At 57.9% G+C, this 18657-nt stretch carries 18 protein-coding genes; 11 read left to right on the plus strand and 7 right to left on the minus strand.

Features of this window, described 5'->3' with window-relative positions; genetic code table 11:
- Nucleotides 1-47: 47 nt before the first annotated feature.
- Together ACIPR4_RS16500 and ACIPR4_RS21835 are read left to right on the plus strand one after the other, a co-directional pair.
- Nucleotides 48-620: a biliverdin-producing heme oxygenase gene (locus ACIPR4_RS16500; RefSeq protein WP_013569804.1), complete on the plus strand. Its 573-nt coding sequence runs from the start codon at nucleotides 48-50 to the stop codon at nucleotides 618-620.
- On the plus strand, nucleotides 617-3193 hold the full coding sequence (locus ACIPR4_RS21835) for an ATP-binding protein (RefSeq protein WP_013569805.1): 2577 nt from the start codon (nucleotides 617-619) through the stop codon (nucleotides 3191-3193). The genes ACIPR4_RS16500 and ACIPR4_RS21835 overlap by 4 nt, the downstream gene beginning before the upstream one ends.
- Nucleotides 3194-3270: 77 nt before the next feature.
- Here ACIPR4_RS21835 and rplT read toward each other — a convergent pair whose 3' ends face one another.
- The 3 genes from rplT to ACIPR4_RS16520 form a co-directional block, all read right to left on the minus strand.
- Nucleotides 3271-3660 carry a 50S ribosomal protein L20 gene (rplT, locus tag ACIPR4_RS16510; protein WP_013569806.1) on the minus strand — a complete coding sequence of 130 codons (390 nt, stop codon included), beginning with the start codon at nucleotides 3658-3660 and terminating at the stop codon, nucleotides 3271-3273.
- A 217-nt stretch (nucleotides 3661-3877) separates the two neighbouring features.
- Nucleotides 3878-4075: a 50S ribosomal protein L35 gene (gene rpmI / locus ACIPR4_RS16515; RefSeq protein ID WP_013569807.1), complete on the minus strand. Its 198-nt coding sequence runs from the start codon at nucleotides 4073-4075 to the stop codon at nucleotides 3878-3880.
- A gap of 56 nt (nucleotides 4076-4131) precedes the next feature.
- On the minus strand, nucleotides 4132-5952 hold the full coding sequence (locus ACIPR4_RS16520) for a hypothetical protein (protein WP_013569808.1): 1821 nt from the start codon (nucleotides 5950-5952) through the stop codon (nucleotides 4132-4134).
- A gap of 289 nt (nucleotides 5953-6241) precedes the next feature.
- Here ACIPR4_RS16520 and gyrB point away from each other — a divergent pair, with 289 nt between their 5' ends.
- Genes gyrB through ACIPR4_RS16530 form a run of 3 tightly spaced genes read left to right on the plus strand, consistent with a single transcriptional unit; the run spans nucleotide 6242 to nucleotide 9603 of the window.
- Nucleotides 6242-8875 carry a DNA topoisomerase (ATP-hydrolyzing) subunit B gene (gene gyrB, locus ACIPR4_RS16525; protein ID WP_013569809.1) on the plus strand — a complete coding sequence of 878 codons (2634 nt, stop codon included), beginning with the start codon at nucleotides 6242-6244 and terminating at the stop codon, nucleotides 8873-8875.
- A gap of 57 nt (nucleotides 8876-8932) precedes the next feature.
- Entirely contained in the window at nucleotides 8933-9196 is a 264-nt protein-coding gene (locus tag ACIPR4_RS22240; RefSeq protein ID WP_083812003.1) for an antitoxin, read from the plus strand.
- The gene (locus ACIPR4_RS16530) at nucleotides 9193-9603 is read left to right on the plus strand and encodes a type II toxin-antitoxin system VapC family toxin (RefSeq protein ID WP_013569811.1); all 411 of its coding nucleotides are present in this window, start codon (nucleotides 9193-9195) and stop codon (nucleotides 9601-9603) included. The genes ACIPR4_RS22240 and ACIPR4_RS16530 overlap by 4 nt, the downstream gene beginning before the upstream one ends.
- A 3-nt stretch (nucleotides 9604-9606) precedes the next feature.
- On the opposite strand, the gene ACIPR4_RS16535 is transcribed toward ACIPR4_RS16530, so the two are convergent.
- Nucleotides 9607-10797: a glycoside hydrolase family 18 protein gene (locus tag ACIPR4_RS16535; RefSeq protein ID WP_013569812.1), complete on the minus strand. Its 1191-nt coding sequence runs from the start codon at nucleotides 10795-10797 to the stop codon at nucleotides 9607-9609.
- Between the two features lie 130 nt (nucleotides 10798-10927).
- Between ACIPR4_RS16535 and ACIPR4_RS16540 the strand changes: the two genes are divergently transcribed.
- The gene (locus ACIPR4_RS16540; RefSeq protein WP_041586148.1) at nucleotides 10928-12793 is read left to right on the plus strand and encodes an amidase; all 1866 of its coding nucleotides are present in this window, start codon (nucleotides 10928-10930) and stop codon (nucleotides 12791-12793) included.
- Here ACIPR4_RS16540 and ACIPR4_RS16545 read toward each other — a convergent pair.
- Nucleotides 12790-13500, minus strand: coding sequence for an SDR family oxidoreductase (locus tag ACIPR4_RS16545; RefSeq protein WP_013569814.1), 711 nt, complete (start codon nucleotides 13498-13500; stop codon nucleotides 12790-12792). The two genes, ACIPR4_RS16540 and ACIPR4_RS16545, sit on opposite strands and share 4 nt — an antisense overlap.
- A gap of 27 nt (nucleotides 13501-13527) precedes the next feature.
- Here ACIPR4_RS16545 and ACIPR4_RS16550 point away from each other — a divergent pair, with 27 nt between their 5' ends.
- From ACIPR4_RS16550 to ACIPR4_RS16570, 5 genes are all read left to right on the plus strand, one after another.
- Nucleotides 13528-14298 carry an ATP-binding cassette domain-containing protein gene (locus ACIPR4_RS16550; RefSeq protein ID WP_013569815.1) on the plus strand — a complete coding sequence of 257 codons (771 nt, stop codon included), beginning with the start codon at nucleotides 13528-13530 and terminating at the stop codon, nucleotides 14296-14298.
- A 25-nt stretch (nucleotides 14299-14323) separates the two neighbouring features.
- A complete protein-coding gene (locus ACIPR4_RS16555; protein ID WP_222829241.1) occupies nucleotides 14324-14647 on the plus strand; it encodes a SemiSWEET transporter in 324 nt (107 codons plus the stop codon).
- Entirely contained in the window at nucleotides 14648-15091 is a 444-nt protein-coding gene (locus ACIPR4_RS16560) for a DUF971 domain-containing protein (protein WP_013569817.1), read from the plus strand.
- Complete coding sequence (locus ACIPR4_RS16565; protein WP_013569818.1) at nucleotides 15091-15885, plus strand: DUF3050 domain-containing protein; 795 nt, start codon at nucleotides 15091-15093, stop codon at nucleotides 15883-15885. The genes ACIPR4_RS16560 and ACIPR4_RS16565 overlap by 1 nt, the downstream gene beginning before the upstream one ends.
- A 160-nt stretch (nucleotides 15886-16045) precedes the next feature.
- Nucleotides 16046-16546, plus strand: coding sequence for a GXWXG domain-containing protein (locus ACIPR4_RS16570; protein ID WP_013569819.1), 501 nt, complete (start codon nucleotides 16046-16048; stop codon nucleotides 16544-16546).
- 47 nt (nucleotides 16547-16593) lie between these two features.
- Here ACIPR4_RS16570 and ACIPR4_RS16575 read toward each other — a convergent pair whose 3' ends face one another.
- Nucleotides 16594-17316: a hypothetical protein gene (locus tag ACIPR4_RS16575; protein WP_013569820.1), complete on the minus strand. Its 723-nt coding sequence runs from the start codon at nucleotides 17314-17316 to the stop codon at nucleotides 16594-16596.
- A gap of 18 nt (nucleotides 17317-17334) precedes the next feature.
- Nucleotides 17335-18645: an MFS transporter gene (locus tag ACIPR4_RS16580; RefSeq protein ID WP_013569821.1), complete on the minus strand. Its 1311-nt coding sequence runs from the start codon at nucleotides 18643-18645 to the stop codon at nucleotides 17335-17337.
- Nucleotides 18646-18657 lie beyond the last annotated feature (12 nt).

Here is an 18657-nt window from a genome sequence, read left to right on the forward strand (position 1 = left end):
CTGTCTGGAAGATTGCGCCGGATAGTTGATTTCCGAGAGAGTAAACGATGGATCCCCTAAGATTGAGAGAAGCAACCGCGGACCTGCACGCTCAGACAGAGGAAGGCGTCCCTCTCATGAAGCCAGACCTGACGCTTACGGAGTATGTCAGCGTTCTACAGCGTTTCTACCGGGCGGTCGCAGCCTGGGAGACATGGGCAGAGACGCATGTTCCGGAGCAATGGCGGGCCATGTTCGAGCAGAGACGCCGATCCCGGCTTCTTTTGGAAGATTTCCATTCCCTGGGCGTGACCAGCGACGAAGCCGCCTGGAGCGAGCTTCCCTTCCCTGTCCTGGAAAGCGACGCCAGTTTTCTGGGCGCGATGTACGTTGTGGAAGGCTCTACGCTGGGCGGCCAGTACATTGCTCGGCACGTGGAAGAGGTCCTGCAGTTCACACCGGGCGTCGGCGATGCCTACTTTCGCGGGTACGGTGACCGTACCGGGGAGATGTGGAAAGAGTTTCGCGCGGTCGTGGCGGGGATTGACGACAGAGATTCCGGTGAAGTGATTGATGGTGCCCGTAAAATGTTTGGAATGTTTGCGCACTGCTTGAAAGAGGGACAGACCGTCGGCGCATGAGCAGATACCAGCCCCCGAAAGAAACGGACCTGAACCAGCGGCTGGAAGTGTGCGAGGATGAACCCATCCGTGTGCCCGGAAGCGTGCAGAGGCATGGATTTTTACTGGGTTTGGATGCTAAGGCGGAATATGTTGCAGTCGCTAGTGAAAACGCTGAAGAGTTTTTAAGGGTTCCCCTCAAGCTCATTCTGGGCGCGCGTCTCGAATCTTTATTCGACCGCGAAGTGATGGCCGCCGTGACGATGATGTTGATGACGCCTCGCACGGAGGAGATCCAGACGTATCTGGGAGCTTTCCAGATAGGCGATGAGCTATGCAGCGTGATCACGCATAAGGTAGACGAACGCTACATCCTGGAGTTTGAGAAGCAGGACAGCTTGGTGGGCGCGGCGAGAATGAACGCGATCATTACGAATTTTGTGGGTCTGTTGAGCAAGCTGCGTACGAAAGAAGACATGTGCCGTGCGCTGACTCGACAGATGAAGGAACTCACAGGGTACGACCGCGTCCTGCTCTACAGCTTCGACGATGTCGGCCATGGCACCGTGCTCTCCGAGGAGAACAACGGCAGGCTTCCGAGCTATCTCGGCCTCCGCTTTCCCGCCTCCGATATCCCACGCCAGGCGCGTGAGCTCTACATTCTAAATACGACACGCATTATCCCGGATGCGAACTATGTTCCGTCGCCGCTTGTAGGCATGGCCGGTACGGAAGCGCGACAGATGGACCTCTCGCTGAGTGTTCTGCGTAGCGTCTCTCCGGTCCACCTGCAGTACATGCACAATATGGGAACGGCCTCGTCCATGTCCGTCTCCATCGTGTGCGAGGGTAAGCTGTGGGGGCTGCTCAGTGGGCATCATGCGACATCGCTCAGTGTTCCGTACCTGCTGCGAAGTGCCTGCGACATGCTCTCCAAGCTTGCGGCAACGCAGATTATCTCGTTCGATACAGCGGAAAAGCTGGAACGACGCAGCTATCTTCATGCCGTACAACGCAAGATTCTGACACAGGTCGCCTCGGGAAAAAACTTCCTGGAGTCACTTGGCTCGCACGTCGGCTCTTTACGCGATGTGACCAACGCACAAGGAGCCGTGCTCGCCGTCGATGGAACATGTGTCGCCGATGGCACGGTGCCGGATGCCGCATCGCTCGTGAAGATCGTAGAGTGGCTGGATAATCAGCCGGAGACGTTGCTTTTCACAAGCAAGCTGAGCGAACAGCTTCCCTGGGCGGACGAGATGCGGGAAGCGGCCAGCGGCATGATCGCGGCGCGCATTTCGGATGTAAACAGCCGCTATGTTCTCTGGTTTCGGCCTGAAGTCGTAAAGATGGTGGTGTGGGCGGGCGAGCCTGCGATGAAAGACTCTACAAGCCCGGATACGCTGCATCCGCGAGGATCGTTTGCGTCATGGAAAGAGATCGTTCGCGGCCAGAGTGAACCATGGCTGGAGCCGGAGATCGAATCTGCGAGAGACTTTCGCGCTGCGAAGGTCACAATCGGCCTGCGTCGCGCGGAGCAAGCGGCCGAGTTGAATGAAGCACGCTTCGAGCAACTCACCCAGACGTTGCCCTCAATTGTCTTTGCCATGGACGATACCGGTAACCTGACCTACGTGAACCAGCGCTGGCACGAAGCCGGGCTGCAACCTACGGGATGCTGGTTTGACCACGGCAACGTGATTGATGAAGACCGTGCGCGCTGTGGACATGCCTGGGATGAATGCATGCGGCTCGGTATCGAGTTCAAAGAAGAGCTGCGGTTAAGGTCTGACCCTGCAGGCGTCGAACGGTGGTACCTCGTGCATATTGTTCCCTTCGTCACGCGCCATGAGGGTCGCGGCGGGTGGGTAGGAAGCTGCACCGATCTGACCGAGCGTCGGGAGCGCGAAGCAGCTCTGCGGATGACGGAAAAGCTTGCCTTGACGGGCCGTATGACCAGCGTCATCGCGCATGAGATCAATAATCCTCTCGAGTCCATCACCAACCTGATGTATTTGCTTCGTACCGAAGTTTCAAAGGTTGGCCCGGCGGCAGATTACATTGCGCTGGCTGAGAGCGAGTTGTTGCGCATCTCCGGCATCACCAAGCAGACGTTGCGATGGAATCGCGAGACGACCGGCGCGCCGGAACGATCGATTGTGGGAGCATTGTTTAGTGAGGTGCTACGCCTCTTCGCCGGAAAAATCCGCAATCGCCAGGTCAAGGTGACGATTCGCACGGGCGAAGAGGTCTCTATCTATGGCACCAGCGGACAGTTGCTACAGGTGATTGCCAACCTCGTCTCCAATGCGGTAGATGCGGCCAACGTGGGAGGCAATGTCTGGTTATCCGCAACGGAGACTGAGACAGGAGCGGTGATCGAGGTCGAAGACGATGGCATCGGCATCAATGCCAAAGTGCAGGCGCAGCTCTTCAAGCCGTTCTTCAGCACCAAGGGCGATCTGGGAAACGGCCTGGGGCTGTACATTTCCAAGGAGATTGCGGAGCGGCACGGAGGCGAGTTGTCCGTGGAATCGACGGTAGGCGCAGGAACGACCTTCCGGTTCAGCCTTCCGGCGGCACCTGGAGTCTAGCTCGTTCTTCAACGCAAAAAAGCACAGCCCGAGGGCTGTGCTTTTTTACTGAAATTTACTAAAAGATGCGAGGTGGCTTAAGCAGCTGCCTTGGTGCGCTCTGCCTTGGCCTTGTCATTCGCGGTCTTCGCGGAGACAGCCAGGGAAGCGAAACCAGCGGCGTCATGCGTGGCAATGTCCGAGAGGACCTTGCGGTCGAGCTCGATACCAGCCTTCTTGAGGCCCGAGATGAACATGGAATAGCTGATTCCATTGATACGGCAAGCTGCGCCGATACGAACGATCCAGAGCGAGCGGAACTGACGCTTCTTCTGCTTACGTCCGATGTAGGCGAACTTGAGACCGCGCTCGACGGCTTCCTGAGCGGCCTGATAGAGCTTGGATTTTGTGAGGAAATAACCACTCGCGCGCTTGAGGATCTTTTTGCGGCGATCACTGCGTTTTGTTCCACGTTTTACGCGTGGCATAGAGCTCTCCTTTTGCGTACATCAGTTGTTAGCGGCTGGAGGTAAGGAAGAGTCTGGCTTTCGCCTCGCTCCGGCCTCTTCACACGCTTGCTACTCCAGGTTTGATATCGATTCATCCGAATCGAGGGCCCATAACGCTATATCCGGACCGTTGTGCAGCATGCAGCCACACGGCTCAACCTGAAAAACTTGCTTCAAAAATCCGTTACGCCAAAACTCAGGCGTAAGGGATCATGCGCGAAACCTTGTGATAATCAGCATCAGACACAAATGCAGAAGCACCGAGCTTGCGCTTGGTCTTGGTGTCCTTGCTGGTCAGGATATGGCGCATCTTGGCCTGGCCCCGCTTGATCTTGCCGGTGCCGGTCTTTCTGAAGCGCTTCGCCGCACCGGAGTGCGTCTTCATCTTAGGCATGGTAATTCCTTACGGTTGTCGTCCGTCCAGCAGACAACTCTATCACTATACCTTACTTACGGGGTGTCCGTACGGATGACATAGTAGTCGGCGCCTTTTCCAAGTGCGGCGTGGTCAAGAACCTTCCATTGGCCGCTCTCTACACGCTGTTTTAACAGATCATCCAATGCGCGGTGGGGTAAACCCTCTCCATGGTTATAGATAGCCTCATGCATCTTGAGAATCTCGAGTTGCCGCTGATAGACGATCCACTGCGGCGGGGCCGTTTTGAGATCGCGGACGAGCGGATCGATCGTCTCCCGGCCCGAGGTGTCAAAGAAGGTCTGGACGACGTCGTGCCATGGGGAAATCCCGCAGAAATAGTTCATGTACGGGTAGGGCAAAGAGAGCACCTGGGGCGACTGGGTCGCGGAGATCATGTCGCAGCTTCTCTTCTCGAACGCCAGGTTGTCGCGGTCGATCAACATCGGGCCATAAAGAGGGTGCTTGTACCAGACTCGACCGGTGAAGAGCGGCTTTTCGAAGTACGTGTGCCAGGTAAAGCAGTGGAGGATCTTGAACGGAAGCACAAACGCCGCGACGAGCACGGCAAAGACGAGGTAGATCTCCAGTTGCCGTGACCTTGCCTTGAAAAACGCCGGGAAAAGCAAGGCAAGGAGGAGGAATTCCACGGCGATGGGCGTGAACAGGGGGATAAAGTTCCCTCCCGAAGACATGCTTCCCGAGATGAGCTGGCCTGCGGGAACCAGCAGGATCAGTTCGCGTGGATCCCATCCATTCTGCCTGCCAGAGAGAAGCCAGCGGGCCATGCGGACGAGCACCGCTCCATCCACGACAAAGGTCACCAAAACGATGATGGCGCAGAGGGTATAGGTGAAGTTTCCGTGCTCGATCAGATGCGCAAAGTGAGGCAATACGGCGGACAGACAGGCAATCGCGACTGCGTACTGCCAGAGATATCTGCGCCAGCGATTCTGCTTCACATCATGGATCAGAGATCCGGCGATAAAGCCGACTGCGAGCGCATAAAGCGCCACGGGACCGTAGATCCTGGTCGCGAGGTAGTGGAAGGCCGTGCTTGGAAGGTGGAGAGGGGCGATCAGAACATGGCCCGTGCCGCCTTTGCTGGCGGCGGCGTGCAGAATGGTGGTGCCGAACCAAACCTTAATAGGGTCGCCCGTCAGGAACACGGCGATCACCACGACGAGAGCAGCCGAAACGCAGGCGAGAAGTGCGTGCAGCATCTTCTGCGAAGGCACGCAGAAGAGAATCGCCAGAGCGACGGTGACAAGAAGAAGACCGCCGTCATTGACGCGCAGGACGATGGCGAGGCCGCTGAGAACTCCCATGACCACTGCAGCCAGGAGGCTCTTTGAGAGGGGCATCCGGTCGCGCAGGCGGAGCAGGAGATAGATCGAGTAGAGCTGGAAGCAGTCGGCCAGGACGTGGTAATCGTCGAAGCGATAGGCCTCGAAAAAGATCGACAGCAGGAACATGGAGCCCAACAGGATCGCCTTCTGGCCATCCTCCCACGCCAGACGCCGGATAATCAGCCACAAGGCGAAGACGTAAGCGAAGAGATGAATGGCGGCGGGAATCTTGGAGATGAGCCAGCCATATCCGAACATCCGCTGCTCTGCTGCGGTCTCCATGATGAAGAGTGGCTGCAGGACGAGGTGCATTCCGGAGTAGAGGTGTTTGCCCTGATGAAAGAGCTTCGCATACCAGAACCAGGCTCCGTCGCCGAGGGGTTGCGTGTTCAGAATGATGGAGAGTCCGAACAGGCAGCAGAGCACAAAGACCACGGTTTGCCAGAGGGATCGGTCGCCGATACGGGGCGAGGCCGTGCTCAGGGTAGGGTCTGCGTTTGCTGGCATGCGTTAGCTCCTGACTTCAAGCTGAACCATAACATTCCATGGCAGTTGGAAGTTTGAGCAAAAGCTTTGGCCCCATCCAGTACCCGAAAGAAGCGGCACGCACTTCAGACAGCGTCTGCGCTATTTCTCCACATCCGCCCGTGCTCTGCCGTACCCGGCGAGCCGTGCCAAAACAGCCCGGAAAGACCCTCGAAGTGCTAAAATAGAGCTTGGGAAATGTCCTTTCCGAACCGCAGAAAACCCTTTTATTTCATGGTATTTCTTGCCCGCCCGTACCTTCAGGAGAACGATGGCCACCGAAACACCCTTGCTCGATCTTCAACAATCCGGAACTGCCACTGAAGCTGCACCGCAATCGGTGCAAACGACGACCTATACCAGCGACAACATCAAGATCCTGGAGGGCCTTGAGGCAGTACGCCTCCGCCCCGCCATGTACATCGGTTCCACCGGTGAGCAAGGCCTGCATCATCTTGTCTACGAGGTGGTAGACAATTCGGTCGACGAAGCACTCGCCGGCCACGCCACACGCATCGACGTCACCATTCACGTGGATAACTCCGTGACCGTGGTCGATGACGGCCGCGGCATTCCCGTGGACATGAAGACCCTTCCCGACGGCTCCAAGATGGCGGCCGTAGAGGTCGTTCTTACCAAGCTGCATGCCGGCGGTAAGTTCGATGCCTCGTCCTACAAGGTCTCCGGCGGTCTGCATGGCGTCGGTGTCTCCTGCGTGAACGCACTTTCGGAAGAGTTCGATGTAGAGATCTGGCGCGATGGGCACACCTACCAGCAGAACTACTCCAAGGGCGATCCCCTGGAAGCTGTGCGCGAGGTCGGTGTCAGTAAGAAGCGCGGGACGAAGGTCCACTTCCTTCCCGACCGCAGCATTTTCACCGTGCATGAGTACAACTACGACACGCTGGCGAACCGCCTGCGCCAGCTCGCCTTCCTGAACAAGGGCATTGAGATCACGCTGACTGACGAGCGTTCCATCGACGCCAAGGGCGAAGCGAAGCACAACGACTTCAAGTACAACGGCGGTATTGCCGAGTTCATCAAGCATCTCAACAAGGGCAAGGCCGTTCTGCACGAAAAACCGATTTACATGGAGGCCGAACGCGGCCAGCTCGTCATGGAAATAGCTCTGCAGTACAACGACGCCTACTCCGAGACCGTCTTCAGCTTTGCCAACAACATCAACACCGTCGACGGTGGAACGCATCTCTCCGGCTTCCGTACCTCCCTTACCCGCACGATCAACGCTGCCGGGCAGTCGATGGGTCTCTTCAAGGACCTGAAGGAATCTCTTTCGGGCGATGACGTGCGCGAAGGTCTTGTGGCCGTCGTCAGCGTCAAGCTGCCGCAGCCCCAGTTCGAAGGACAGACGAAGGGCAAGCTGAACTCGGATATCTCCGGACAGGTGCAGAGCTTCGTCAACGAGCGCCTGGGCGTCTTCTTCGAGCAGAACCCGCAGGTAGCCAAGAAGATCATCAACAAGGCCATTGACGCAGCCCGCGCACGCGAGGCGGCGCGCAAGGCACGCGACCTCACACGCCGCAAGGGCGCGCTGGATGGCGGTGGTCTGCCGGGCAAACTGGCCGATTGCTCCGAGCGTCAGCCGGACCGCTGCGAACTCTACCTCGTCGAGGGTGAGAGCGCTGGCGGTACTGCCAAGCAGGGCCGCGATCGTCGCTTCCAGGCAATCCTGCCGCTAAAGGGCAAGATCCTCAACGTAGAAAAAGCCCGCTACGACAAGATGCTGGGCCACGAAGAAATCCGCGCCATGATTACGGCACTGGGAACCGGCATTGGCAAGGACGACTTCGATCTCGCCAAGCTGCGTTACGGCAAGCTGATCCTGATGACCGATGCCGACGTCGACGGATCGCATATCCGTACGCTTCTGCTGACGTTCTTCTTCCGCCACATGGGCGAACTCATCAAGCGCGGGCACGTGTATATCGCGCAGCCCCCACTCTTCAAGATCAAGAAGGGCAAGCGCGAGGAGTACATCAAGGACGAACGCGAGTTCGTGAAGGTCATGGTCAAGCGCGCTTCGGATGGCATGATCGTCCGTTATGGCGAGTCTGCCGCGACGCTCGAAGGCGCGGAGCTGACCAAGTTCATGGGCCATCTCAACGAGTACCTCGGCTTCTACGACAAGGCCGACAAGCGCTTCCGCAACGACGCCGTCACCACCATGTTTGCCGAGATCTTCGCCAATGAAGGCAAGGAGCCCGCACGCCGCGCGGACTTTGAAACCCCGGACAAGCTGAACCAGATGCAGGCTAAGCTCAAGGCCATGGCGCACGATGCCAAGTTCAAGGCCGTGGGCGAGCCTGTTCTGGATGAAGAGCACCAGACTTGGTCGCTGAGCTACTCCGATTCACAGGGTGCACCGCGCCAGATCGACTTCACCATGGCCTCCGCTCCGGAGATGCGGCAGATGCTGGGCAAGTATGCCCAGATCCGCGAGCAACTTCAGCCGCCGTTCTACGTCTCCTACGCCGACAAGACGGCAAAGCAGGACGCAGACGACGCCGAAGAAGCGGCAGAGACTGAAGTGGCCGCGGACGCGACCGCTCCGGGAACCGTCGCCGAGGTAAAGGGCAAGCAGCGCAACAACCGCGCCAGCCAAGATCCTGTCCAGAGGAACTCCGCACGCGAGCTCTTCGACTACGTCATCGAGCAGGGCAAGAAGGAGTACCAGGTCCAGCGCTACAAGGGTCTGGGCGAGATGACCGCCGAGCAGCTGTGGGAGACCACCATGGATCCCGCCCGCCGCACGCTGGTGATCGTGAAGCTTGAGGACATCGCCGCGACGGAGGAGATCTTTACCACGCTGATGGGTGAAGATGTGGAAGCCCGCCGCAAGTTCATCGAAGAGAATGCGCTGGATGTAAAGAACCTGGATATCTAAAGGTCCATTTTTTTAAAAGCTTTGCCGTGGTATAGCTCATGGGTATACACTCTCCGCATGGGTCATGCCACGGCAAAGCTTTTTCAAAATGGTCGCAGCCAGGCAGTGCGTCTACCCAAGGAGTTTCGTTTCGAGGGTAGTGAAGTTTCAATCCGGCGTGAAGGTTGCGCCGTAATACTTGAACCGGCAGTGAAGCGTCGTCCCCAGACTCATGAAGAGGTGCAAGCCTTCTTTAAAGAGGTGGACGCGATGAAGGCTGGACCCGCCATTCCGGGTGGTCGAAATCAAGGTGAACTCAAACCACGGAAGATCTTCGATTGAAATACCTGCTCGACACCAATTTCTGCATCGCCCTCATTGAAGAACGTGAGGTTCCCCGTCAGCGGTTGGAGCGTGCTCTCGTCGAAGGGTCTGCGCTCTATCTATCTTCTCTTGTTCTCTACGAACTCTCTTATGGCATTCATAAAAGTCGGCATCCCAAGACGAGCCGAGGGAGGCTGGACAGATATCTCCATCTCTTCCATGAAGTTCTCGATTTCACGTCCAAGGATGCAGAGAAGGCGGGAGAGATCCGCGCCAAGCTTGAAAAAGCGGCGAAACCGATCGGACCTTATGATGTACTGATCGCTGGGCAAGCACTAGCAAGAGATATGATTCTTGTGACTGCAAACGTCCGCGAATTCGAGCGAGTTCCGGGTCTCGTCTATCAGGATTGGGAGCGCGGCTAAAGCTTACTTCCCCGCAAATACTCGTAAAAGTGGCGCATCATCTGCATCCCCCGACAACTCCCAGATCATCACACCTCCAAGATGCTGCTCCCGCACATACGCAGCCTTGGCGTGGAGCGAGGTAGCGTCTTCGAAGGTGAGGAAGTTTTTGCCGTCATAGAGCCATGGTGCTTGTGAGATGGGGTCTCGATAGAGCTTGGCGTCCGGAGTGGCGGCGAGGATCTTTGCCGTGGATTGATTGAGATTCCCGCGCACCGGTCGGCCCGCTGTGCCAAGGCCATTGTTCTCGCCTGAGACTTCCGTCCATTGATACGCATAGAACGGGATGCCGAGGAGCAGCTTTTCGACGGGAGCGCCGTGCGAAGTGAAGTCGGCGATGGCTTTGCTGGCGGTGTCGGCGTTGGGATTGCTGCTGCGGAGAGGAGCGACGAGGCCGGTCGTATGGCTCCACGGGCCGTTGTAGTCGTAGGTCATGACACCGATCTCATCCACCTCTGCGGCGACGCGCTGCCAGTCCACAGCTTCGATGTGGTCGCGGGTCGCACCCGCTGCAATCGAGAGCGTCAACCCTGGACGAGCGGCACTCATTTGCCTGCGAAACTCTGCGAGGAGGGCGATGAAGTCTTCGTTCTGCGCGGCGTTGGGATACTCCCAGTCCACATCGAAGCCGTCGAAGAGTCCGGGAGCTTCGACGCCTGGAGCCAGGTGTCCGAGTACGAAGCGCTGGATGCAGGAGCGCACAAAGCCTTCGCGTACCTCAGACTGGGCGATCGCGGCAAAGTCCGACGCGCGACCTTCCAGTGAGAGAAGAATGCGGAGACGTGGGTATCTCTGCCTCAGCTTTTGTAACTGGTGGAAATTGCCCTTCAGGATCGCCGTGGGGTCGTCGGCGATACCGTCCACGCTATTCGCCATGGTGTAGGCGAGATTCATGTCCGCTTGCAGGTCAGCGACAACGCACTGGTTATCTTTGATAAATCCCTGCGCGTAGTTGATCTGCGTCAGTCTGTCCGCCGCGCCACTGTGCACTAGGTTGCCAACGAAGTAGTTGTCGTAGACACCCCATTGCGGGAAGTATCCCACCACTTTTTCGTGTGTCTCAGCCGGAATCGAGGCAGCCATGCGGGCGCGATCCGCTGCGAACGCAGGTAAGGCAAGAGATAGAACAAATGCAGCAATCCAGGCAGATTTCATATTTGTTGCAGTTCCTCAAAGAATCGACGTCCCAGATTGGACGCGCGACACCTCCCGAGCGAACCAGATCGGCATAAATTGACTTTCAGCCGATGCATCCACGCCTTGCCGCGTTATAGTGCAAGGCAAGATGAATCGACGTGGATTTCTAGAGATGTGTGCGGGCGCGGGCATTGGATCGCCGATGTTTGCCGGGGCGCTGATGGCGCTGGTGGGTACCCCTTTCGCTGTTGCCGCGGAGCCAGCGGGAGAGTCGAAAGACGATTATCCGAAGATCACGCTGGAGATGCTGGCAGCCGCTGAGGGTGTCGCCGGCATCAAGCTCACCACCGAACAGCGCAAGATGCTGTTGGGAGGAGTCACGGAGCAACGCGACTCGGTAAAGGCCATTCGCGCGCTGAAGATATCGAACTCCGTTGCGCCAGCCACCTATTTCGACCCGAGGCCGAACGGCTTTGTGATGCCGCAAGCGCCTGTGGAGAGACGGAAGCCTCACGCGCATGATGTGGCGTTCAACGCGACGGGCGGTGAAGAGACTTTGGCCTTCGCAACAGTGACCCAGTTGGCTTCACTGTTGCGGACACGCAAGATTACTTCGCTTGAACTGACGAAGATGTATCTCGGTCGGCTGAAACGCTACGATCCGAAGCTGCACTTCGTCGTAACACTGACCGAAGAGCGGGCGCTGGCGAGTGCCGCCCAGGCGGACAAGGAGATTGCGGCTGGCAAGTATCGCGGGGCATTACACGGAATACCGTGGGGCGCGAAGGACCTGCTGAGCGTCAAGGGATATCGCACGACGTGGGGCGCTGCTGGACTGGAGCAGCAGAGCTTCGACACGGACGCCACGGTGGTGCAGCGACTGGATGCCGCCGGTGCGGTGTTGGTCGCGAAGATGACGCTCGGCGCGCTGGCGAATGGCGATGTCTGGTTTGGCGGCAAGACGCGCAATCCGTGGAACGCGAAGCAGGGTTCGAGCGGGTCATCTGCTGGCAGTGCGTCCGCAGTGAGTGCGGGATGTCTTGGCTTTGCGATTGGATCGGAGACGCTTGGAAGCATCTCTTCTCCTTCGACGCGGTGCGGCGTGACGGGTCTACGTCCGACCTATGGCCTGGTGCCGCGAACGGGTGCGATGGCGCTGACGTGGTCGATGGATAAGCTTGGTCCCATCTGCCGAGACGTGGAGGATTGCGCGCTGGTGCTTGAGGTGCTGCAGGGCGCGGACGGCATGGACCACACGGTCCGCAGCGACGCGCACTTTCATTGGGACCCCGACTTCGATTGGAAGACGCTGCGCATCGGATACCTTGCGGCGAAGTTTGAACTGGCAGATGCGAGCGATCTGCCCCCGAAGCCAAAGGAGACCGACGCGGCGACCATGAAAGCTTGGCGAGCAGACAAGGCGGCCTTCGACACGAAGCGCTATGACAATCGCTTCGATCGCGCCACCCTGGAGGTGCTTCGATCGATGGGCGTAACTCTTATCCCCGTGAAGGTTCCTGACCTTCCATGGAGTGCCATGACGCAGGTACTCGAAGCCGAAGCTGCCGCGGCATTCGATGAACTGACGCGCAGTGGACGCGACGCTTTGCTGACCGCGCAAGGCAAGAACGATTGGCCGAACATCTTCCGCACCTCTCGCTTTTACTCCGCCGTGGATTATATCCAGGCGCAGCGCGCTCGCACGCTCGGCATTGAAGCGATGCGCGAGATCTTTGAAAAGGTCGACATCATCGTGACTCCAAGCGGCGGAACCCAGCTACGTATCACTAATCTCACAGGTCATCCGGCGGTCATTGTTCCCAACGGTATACGCGGAGACGATGCTCCCTCACCCGCGCACGAGGAAGACGACGATGACGAGAACGTCGGCGGTCCCGGTACACCGGTCAGCATGACGTTTCTAGGCGGGCTTTACCAGGATGCGCGCGTGGCCGCCTTCGCTCGTGCCTACCAGGAGAAGACCAACTTCCATCATCTGCATCCCAGACTTTAGCCCATATGGCGGATGGTCATCTGCGGCACACGCAGGTTCGGCGGCAGCGAGCAGGTGAAGACGATGGTCTCTGCAAGTTCGCGCGCGTCCATCATCCGCGACTGAGCCACGCTCTCTTCCGTGCGGCCGTGACCTACGGCGAACTCTGTTTTGATGCCGCCGGGACAGAGCGCCGTGACCTTGATGCCGTGCGGACGAAGCTCGGCGTCTAGTGCCTGCGCGAAGCCGAGCTGGGCGAACTTGCTCGCGCAATAGACACTCTCATTCGCGGCTCCCGACAGGCCAGCGACGGAAGAGATGAAGACGATCTGTCCGCTGTTCTGCGCGATCATGTGCGGCGCGACGGCACGCGAGAAGACGAAGCCGGAACGCACATTCGCCGCCATCATCTCGTCATACTCTGCCGCAGTGGTGTCCACGAGTTGTTTGTAGTTACCCTGCCCTGCATTGTTGATCAGGATGTCGATGCGACCGAATCGCTGCAGGGCGGCCGCGAGAACTTCCTCCGCGGTGCTCTCCAGCGAAGCATCGCCTGCAACGAAGGCTGCGGCCTCACCAATCTCGTCCACCAGAAGGCGCAGGCGCTCTTCGCGTCTGGCGGTCACCACTACACTCGCGCCCTCCGCGGCCAACGCCAGTGCGGTCGCACGTCCCAGACCGGCGCTTGCACCGGTCACGATCGCTACTTTGCCCTGCAGCTTTTTCATACTGGCAGGATGCTACCATCCGCTAGGATGCAAGCGAAGACCCTCATCCGGGCCGAAGGCCTGACGAAGCAGTACGGGACACAGACCGTCGTTCACGATGTCTCGTTCGATATCGAGCATGGGGAAATCCTTGGCCTGGTGGGCGAATCAGGCAGCGGCAAAAGCACCGTGGCGCGGATGCTTCTCAAACTCATTGAACCGACCAGTGGTGCAGTCCACTTCGATGGCATCGACGTTCTGCACGCGCCAACAAGCGAACTCCGGCATCTCCGACGTCGCATGCAGATCGTCTTTCAGGACCCGTATGCCGCGCTCAATCCGCGCATGCGCGTGCGACAGATCCTCGCGGAACCCTTTCACATTCACAAGCAGGCATTGCATGGTGCAGAACTCGAAGCGAAGTTGATCGACCTGCTCGATGAAGTACAGCTAGGCCACTCCGCCCTTAGCCGCTATCCGCATGAGTTCAGCGGAGGACAGCGGCAGCGCATCAACATTGCGCGCGCTCTCGCACTAAGGCCGGAGTTCCTCGTTCTGGATGAGCCTGTCTCCGCGCTCGATGTCTCAGTCGGTGCGCAGATCATCAATCTCCTCCGCGACTTGCAGAAGGCGCATGGCCTTACCTGCCTGTTTATCTCACATTCCATGCCGCTGGTGCGCTACCTCTGCGATCGCGTGGCGGTGATGCAGCGCGGCAGCATTGTGGAGATGGGAGAGGCCGTTTCTCTCTGCGAAAATCCGCAGCAGCCATACACGCAGGCGCTCATCGCAGCAACCCCGGAGTTCAGCGTAAAATAATGCATGGACGTGACCAGGAGGTGACTTGCCGGCACGTACTATTGCGTCACGCGGAGACCCGCGCATGGGCACAACTTCCTGGGTGGACATCGTCGGCTATATCGCCGCCACCTGCACTACGATCGCCTACCTTCCTCAAGTCATCATGGTCTGGCGCAGCAAAGATGCCTCGGGCGTAAGTTGGGGGATGGTGTTGCTCTTATGCATTGGACTCAGCCTTTGGCTGGTCTTCGGACTTGCCATCCACCGTCTTCCGGTCATCCTGGTAAACGGTCTCACGCTCATTCTTACTGGCACCATGGTGGTGCTCAAACTGAAATACGACGCCCAACGAAAGCAGAACGCATAAGTGAGCCACGAAGGCATACGCATCGTCAGTGAAGAGGAGTCCAGGCGCATTGCCGCTGAAGATGAGCGGACCTTCTCCGCCGATGCGTTTACGCCGACGAAGGTGCGCGTTCGCATCACCGAAGGTACAGGCGTGGAGATCGAGTGGAAGGACGGCCACCTCTCTTCGTGGACCTTCCAATGGCTGCGCGATGCCTGTCCTTGTGCCACATGCCATGAAGCGCGCGAAGCCAGCGGCATGGCAGTCGGTGAACGCAAGCCGCAGCCGATGCAGATCCTGCCGATGTATCAGGCGCCGGTGAAACCGCTGGAAGCAACGCCCGTGGGCCGTTATGCTCTCCGCTTCAAATGGAACGATGGGCACGAGAGCGGCATTTATTCGTGGGACTATCTACGCCGCATCTGCCGGTGCTTTGTCTGCCGCGCAGAGTTAGGAATCGATTGATGACGACCTCCACTCCTACATCGCAGACAGAACGCCTGGATTCCCTGCAACAGCGCCTGCGTCCCTTCTATGCACGACTGGCGGAGCATCCCCTTTACGCGAGCTTTCGCACGGTGGAAGATCTCCACATCTTCATGGAAGCGCACGTCTTCGCAGTGTGGGACTTCATGAGCTTACTTAAGACATTGCAGCGCGGGCTTACGTGCGTCGAAGTGCCCTGGACTCCTTCTGCCAAGCCGGAGAGCCGACGTCTTGTGAACGAGATCGTTCTCGGCGAAGAGAGCGACATCTACGAAGGCAAGCACGTCAGCCACTTCGAGCTGTATCGCATGGCCATGCAAGCCTGCGGTGCGGATACCTCCGCGATGGATTCCCTCCTGCAACTGCTGGCTAGGGGTGAAGATCTCGACACAGCACTGGAACAATGTGGCGCTCCCCTTGAAGCCATCATCTTTGTAAAAGGCACCTTTCAGGTCATCGCGAAGGGCAGTCTGCATGCTACGGCGGCGGCCTTCACCTTTGGTCGTGAAGACCTGATCCCGGAGATGTTCAAGGGCTTCGTCCGCGACCTCGCTCAGAAGCTCGCAGGCAGTCTCGGCATCTTCCTCTGGTATCTTGAGCGGCACATCGAGGTAGATGGTGAAGAGCACGGCCCCATGGCTCTGCGCATGGTGAGCGATCTCTGTGGCGACGATGATCGCAAGTGGAGCGAAGCGGAAGAGGCCGCCCGCATTGCTCTGGAAGAGCGTCTGCAGCTTTGGGACGGCATCCACGCACGGATCAAAAACGCCTGAAACAACGTCGCAATATTGAATACACGACCGTATCTGACAAATCTGACAAAAAAATCATTTTCATGAAAGCCCCCCTTGGTTCGATCTCCTATCTTGATTCCAGTGCAGTGTAACGATCAAGTTTTTCTGCGCTCCAAATCACTGAAAGAAGATGAATGAGATGAGCAACGTCACAACGTTTCAGCAATTGAAGAAAGAACATAAGTTTTCGAACGACATGAAGCTGTGGGATTTATTCGACTCCCTCGACTCAGTAGGGATTGAAGATAGTTTGGGTTTATATCAAGGCGGGGGCTTCGATACAGGTCATTGGCTTTTTCAGTTGATGGGCGAGATGAAGTGGTACGGGAAAAATTTCGTATCGCAGATGGGTGTTGTTCCACTCCTTTGCTATAACCAGGAGGGTCATATCTATTCCGAAGGGATGTTCGGCGGGGCGAGCCTCTGGATGACAGAGTTTCGAGGAAAGCCCTCTGTCATGCTTAACTACGACAAAGAGCCGGTGTTTGACCATTTCCGCAAAGTGGATAACAACACTTTGCTTGGTATCGTGAACGGAAAGACGCTGTCCAACGGAAAAGATATTGTTGAAAACGGCAAATTCCAGTTCGTTTATCTGGAGCGCGTTGCCGAGCTTCCCGCAAAATTTGTCACGACGTAAAGTCGTTACCGCGCCTGGCCAGCAGGCCGGACGCGGTAATTGGACGATTACTTCGCTACGACCTCTGTCGCAGCATCATGGACATACGTCACATTCACAGGATGGCCGTCGTTGTAATACTTCACCGTGCGATTGCCGTAGGTTGTGCCTGCACTCTTGCTCACCTGTCCGAGCGCAATCTGCGACTGCAGTTCGTTCATCCCCTTGATGACCTTATGCTGATCGACTGCGGCCCAGACTTCCTTTGGCCAGTGCTTGTAGAGCGTGTGCGGATCGTCATAAAAGAAGATCTCATCGAGATAGAACTTGTAGATGCCTTCTTCGACATAGCCTACCGGTACGCCGAGCAGTTGTTTTGTATCCGTGGGCCGTGTGAAGAGCATGACGACCTGGTGGTCGCCCTTGGGGATGCGGTCTCCTTCTTTCGGAGCGACCTGCTCAATCATATTCACGACGTGCAGCGGCTCCGCTCCGAGCAGAAGCGCTCCCTTGCCTGCATAGTCCACGTGCGTCGGAGTCGACGGGTACGCGGTCATTTGCCCGCCAGCAGAGATCCACACCGTCTGTCCGTTCAATTCGCGGGCGTCCTTCAGCGAAGTCTGATGTTTCTTCTTCAACCAAACCATCTGGTCATCGGTTACATGGACGACGGGTGTCTCCACCGGCTTCTCCGCCTCACGCCGCTCGTGATAGATCCAGCCCACACGAGCCGACACCGCGACCACCATGACGAGCGTGCCCAGCATGACCCATTTCTTTGTGCCTTCCATCCCTGTCCCTCCGAGGTATTAGTCGATCGGTTCTGAAGAGGCGTACTCGCGGTTGGCTTCCATCAGCGACTCCGCCGTCAACTGGTTGACGAGACGCAGACGCGGAAAGAAGACCGCCCACAATCCTGTGACTGCCAGCGATCCGAAGCCACCTAAAACCACGGCGCGCACAGCACCCAACCAATGCGCCGTCAGGCCGCTTTCAAACTCGCCAAACTCATTGGATGCACCCAGGAAGAGCCAGTTGATGGCAGAAACGCGTCCGCGCATCTCCGGCGGCGTGGCCAGTTGCAGGATGGACGCACGCACCACGACCGAGATGTTGTCACTCGCTCCGATCAAAAAGAGTGCGAAGAGAGAAATTGGAATCGACGTGGAATAGCCGAAGAGCACGGTCGCCGAACCGAAGACACCGACGCCGATCAGCATCAGCAGACCCGCGCGGCGGCGTATGGGAAAGAAGCTCAAGGTCAGCGACATCAAGAGAGCGCCGATTGCGGGCATGCCGCGCAACAGACCCAGACCGCGCGGCCCAGCGTGCAGGATGTCCTGCGCAAAGATCGGCATGAGCGAAGTCGCTCCGCCCAGAAGGACGGCGAAGAGGTCCAGGGAGATCGATCCGAGCAGGACCTTCGTCTTGAAGACGTAGGACATGCCGGCAAGGATGTTCTCGATAGAGAATTTCCCCTTCTCCGAGACCTCGCGCCGGGGATGAATCGTCGAGACCAAAACGATAAAAGTCACCAGCATCAGGATGGTGAAGAGATAGACGATGGGGCCGCCATCCAGCCGGGAGAAGACGCCGGGCAGGGAGAGAGTAAACATGACACCGCCGACAGCGGGCCCCAGAATGTTTGCGACTTGAAAGACGGCCGAGCCCCATGTGACCGCCTTCACAAATTGTCCTTCGCCCACGAGTGAGGGAAGGATCGCCGACGATGCCGGACCGGAGAAGGCGCGTCCAGCCCCGATGACAAAGAGAATGGCGAAGAGGGCCGCGATATTACGCGTCTGCTGATACGACATCCAGAAAAGTAGAGCGGTCGCCACAGCCTGGACGGCGTAGCAGATCAGGATGATGTGCTTGCGGTTATAGCGATCCGCGGCGTGGCCGGCGGGTAGAACGAAGAAGATTCCGGGGAGAAAGAGTGCGAGGCCGGTGTATCCCAGAAACAGCGCAGAGTGCGTGATCTGGTAAACCTGCCACGCTACCGCAACCGACTGCGCCTCAGCGCCGAGGATGACCAGCAGGCGCGCGAGCTGGTAACGGGTGAAATCTGGTGATCGGAATACGTTGGGTTTTGTTGAGCTTTTACTCGGAGGCGGCATCTCGCTCTATGG

Source organism: Terriglobus saanensis SP1PR4, from assembly GCF_000179915.2.
Classification (GTDB): domain Bacteria; phylum Acidobacteriota; class Terriglobia; order Terriglobales; family Acidobacteriaceae; genus Terriglobus; species Terriglobus saanensis.

Coding starts and splice junctions, on each gene's coding strand:
- rplT (WP_013569806.1), bottom strand. CDS start 3,660: ATGCCACGCGTAAAACGTGGAACAAAACGCAGTGATCGCCGCAAAAAG.
- gyrB (WP_013569809.1), top strand. CDS start 6,242: ATGGCCACCGAAACACCCTTGCTCGATCTTCAACAATCCGGAACTGCC.
- ACIPR4_RS21835 (WP_013569805.1), top strand. CDS start 617: ATGAGCAGATACCAGCCCCCGAAAGAAACGGACCTGAACCAGCGGCTG.
- ACIPR4_RS16580 (WP_013569821.1), bottom strand. CDS start 18,645: ATGCCGCCTCCGAGTAAAAGCTCAACAAAACCCAACGTATTCCGATCA.
- rpmI (WP_013569807.1), bottom strand. CDS start 4,075: ATGCCTAAGATGAAGACGCACTCCGGTGCGGCGAAGCGCTTCAGAAAG.
- ACIPR4_RS16535 (WP_013569812.1), bottom strand. CDS start 10,797: ATGAAATCTGCCTGGATTGCTGCATTTGTTCTATCTCTTGCCTTACCT.
- ACIPR4_RS16565 (WP_013569818.1), top strand. CDS start 15,091: ATGACGACCTCCACTCCTACATCGCAGACAGAACGCCTGGATTCCCTG.
- ACIPR4_RS16540 (WP_041586148.1), top strand. CDS start 10,928: ATGAATCGACGTGGATTTCTAGAGATGTGTGCGGGCGCGGGCATTGGA.
- ACIPR4_RS16545 (WP_013569814.1), bottom strand. CDS start 13,500: ATGAAAAAGCTGCAGGGCAAAGTAGCGATCGTGACCGGTGCAAGCGCC.
- ACIPR4_RS16575 (WP_013569820.1), bottom strand. CDS start 17,316: ATGGAAGGCACAAAGAAATGGGTCATGCTGGGCACGCTCGTCATGGTG.
- ACIPR4_RS16520 (WP_013569808.1), bottom strand. CDS start 5,952: ATGCCAGCAAACGCAGACCCTACCCTGAGCACGGCCTCGCCCCGTATC.
- ACIPR4_RS22240 (WP_083812003.1), top strand. CDS start 8,933: ATGGGTCATGCCACGGCAAAGCTTTTTCAAAATGGTCGCAGCCAGGCA.
- ACIPR4_RS16570 (WP_013569819.1), top strand. CDS start 16,046: ATGAGCAACGTCACAACGTTTCAGCAATTGAAGAAAGAACATAAGTTT.
- ACIPR4_RS16550 (WP_013569815.1), top strand. CDS start 13,528: ATGCAAGCGAAGACCCTCATCCGGGCCGAAGGCCTGACGAAGCAGTAC.
- ACIPR4_RS16500 (WP_013569804.1), top strand. CDS start 48: ATGGATCCCCTAAGATTGAGAGAAGCAACCGCGGACCTGCACGCTCAG.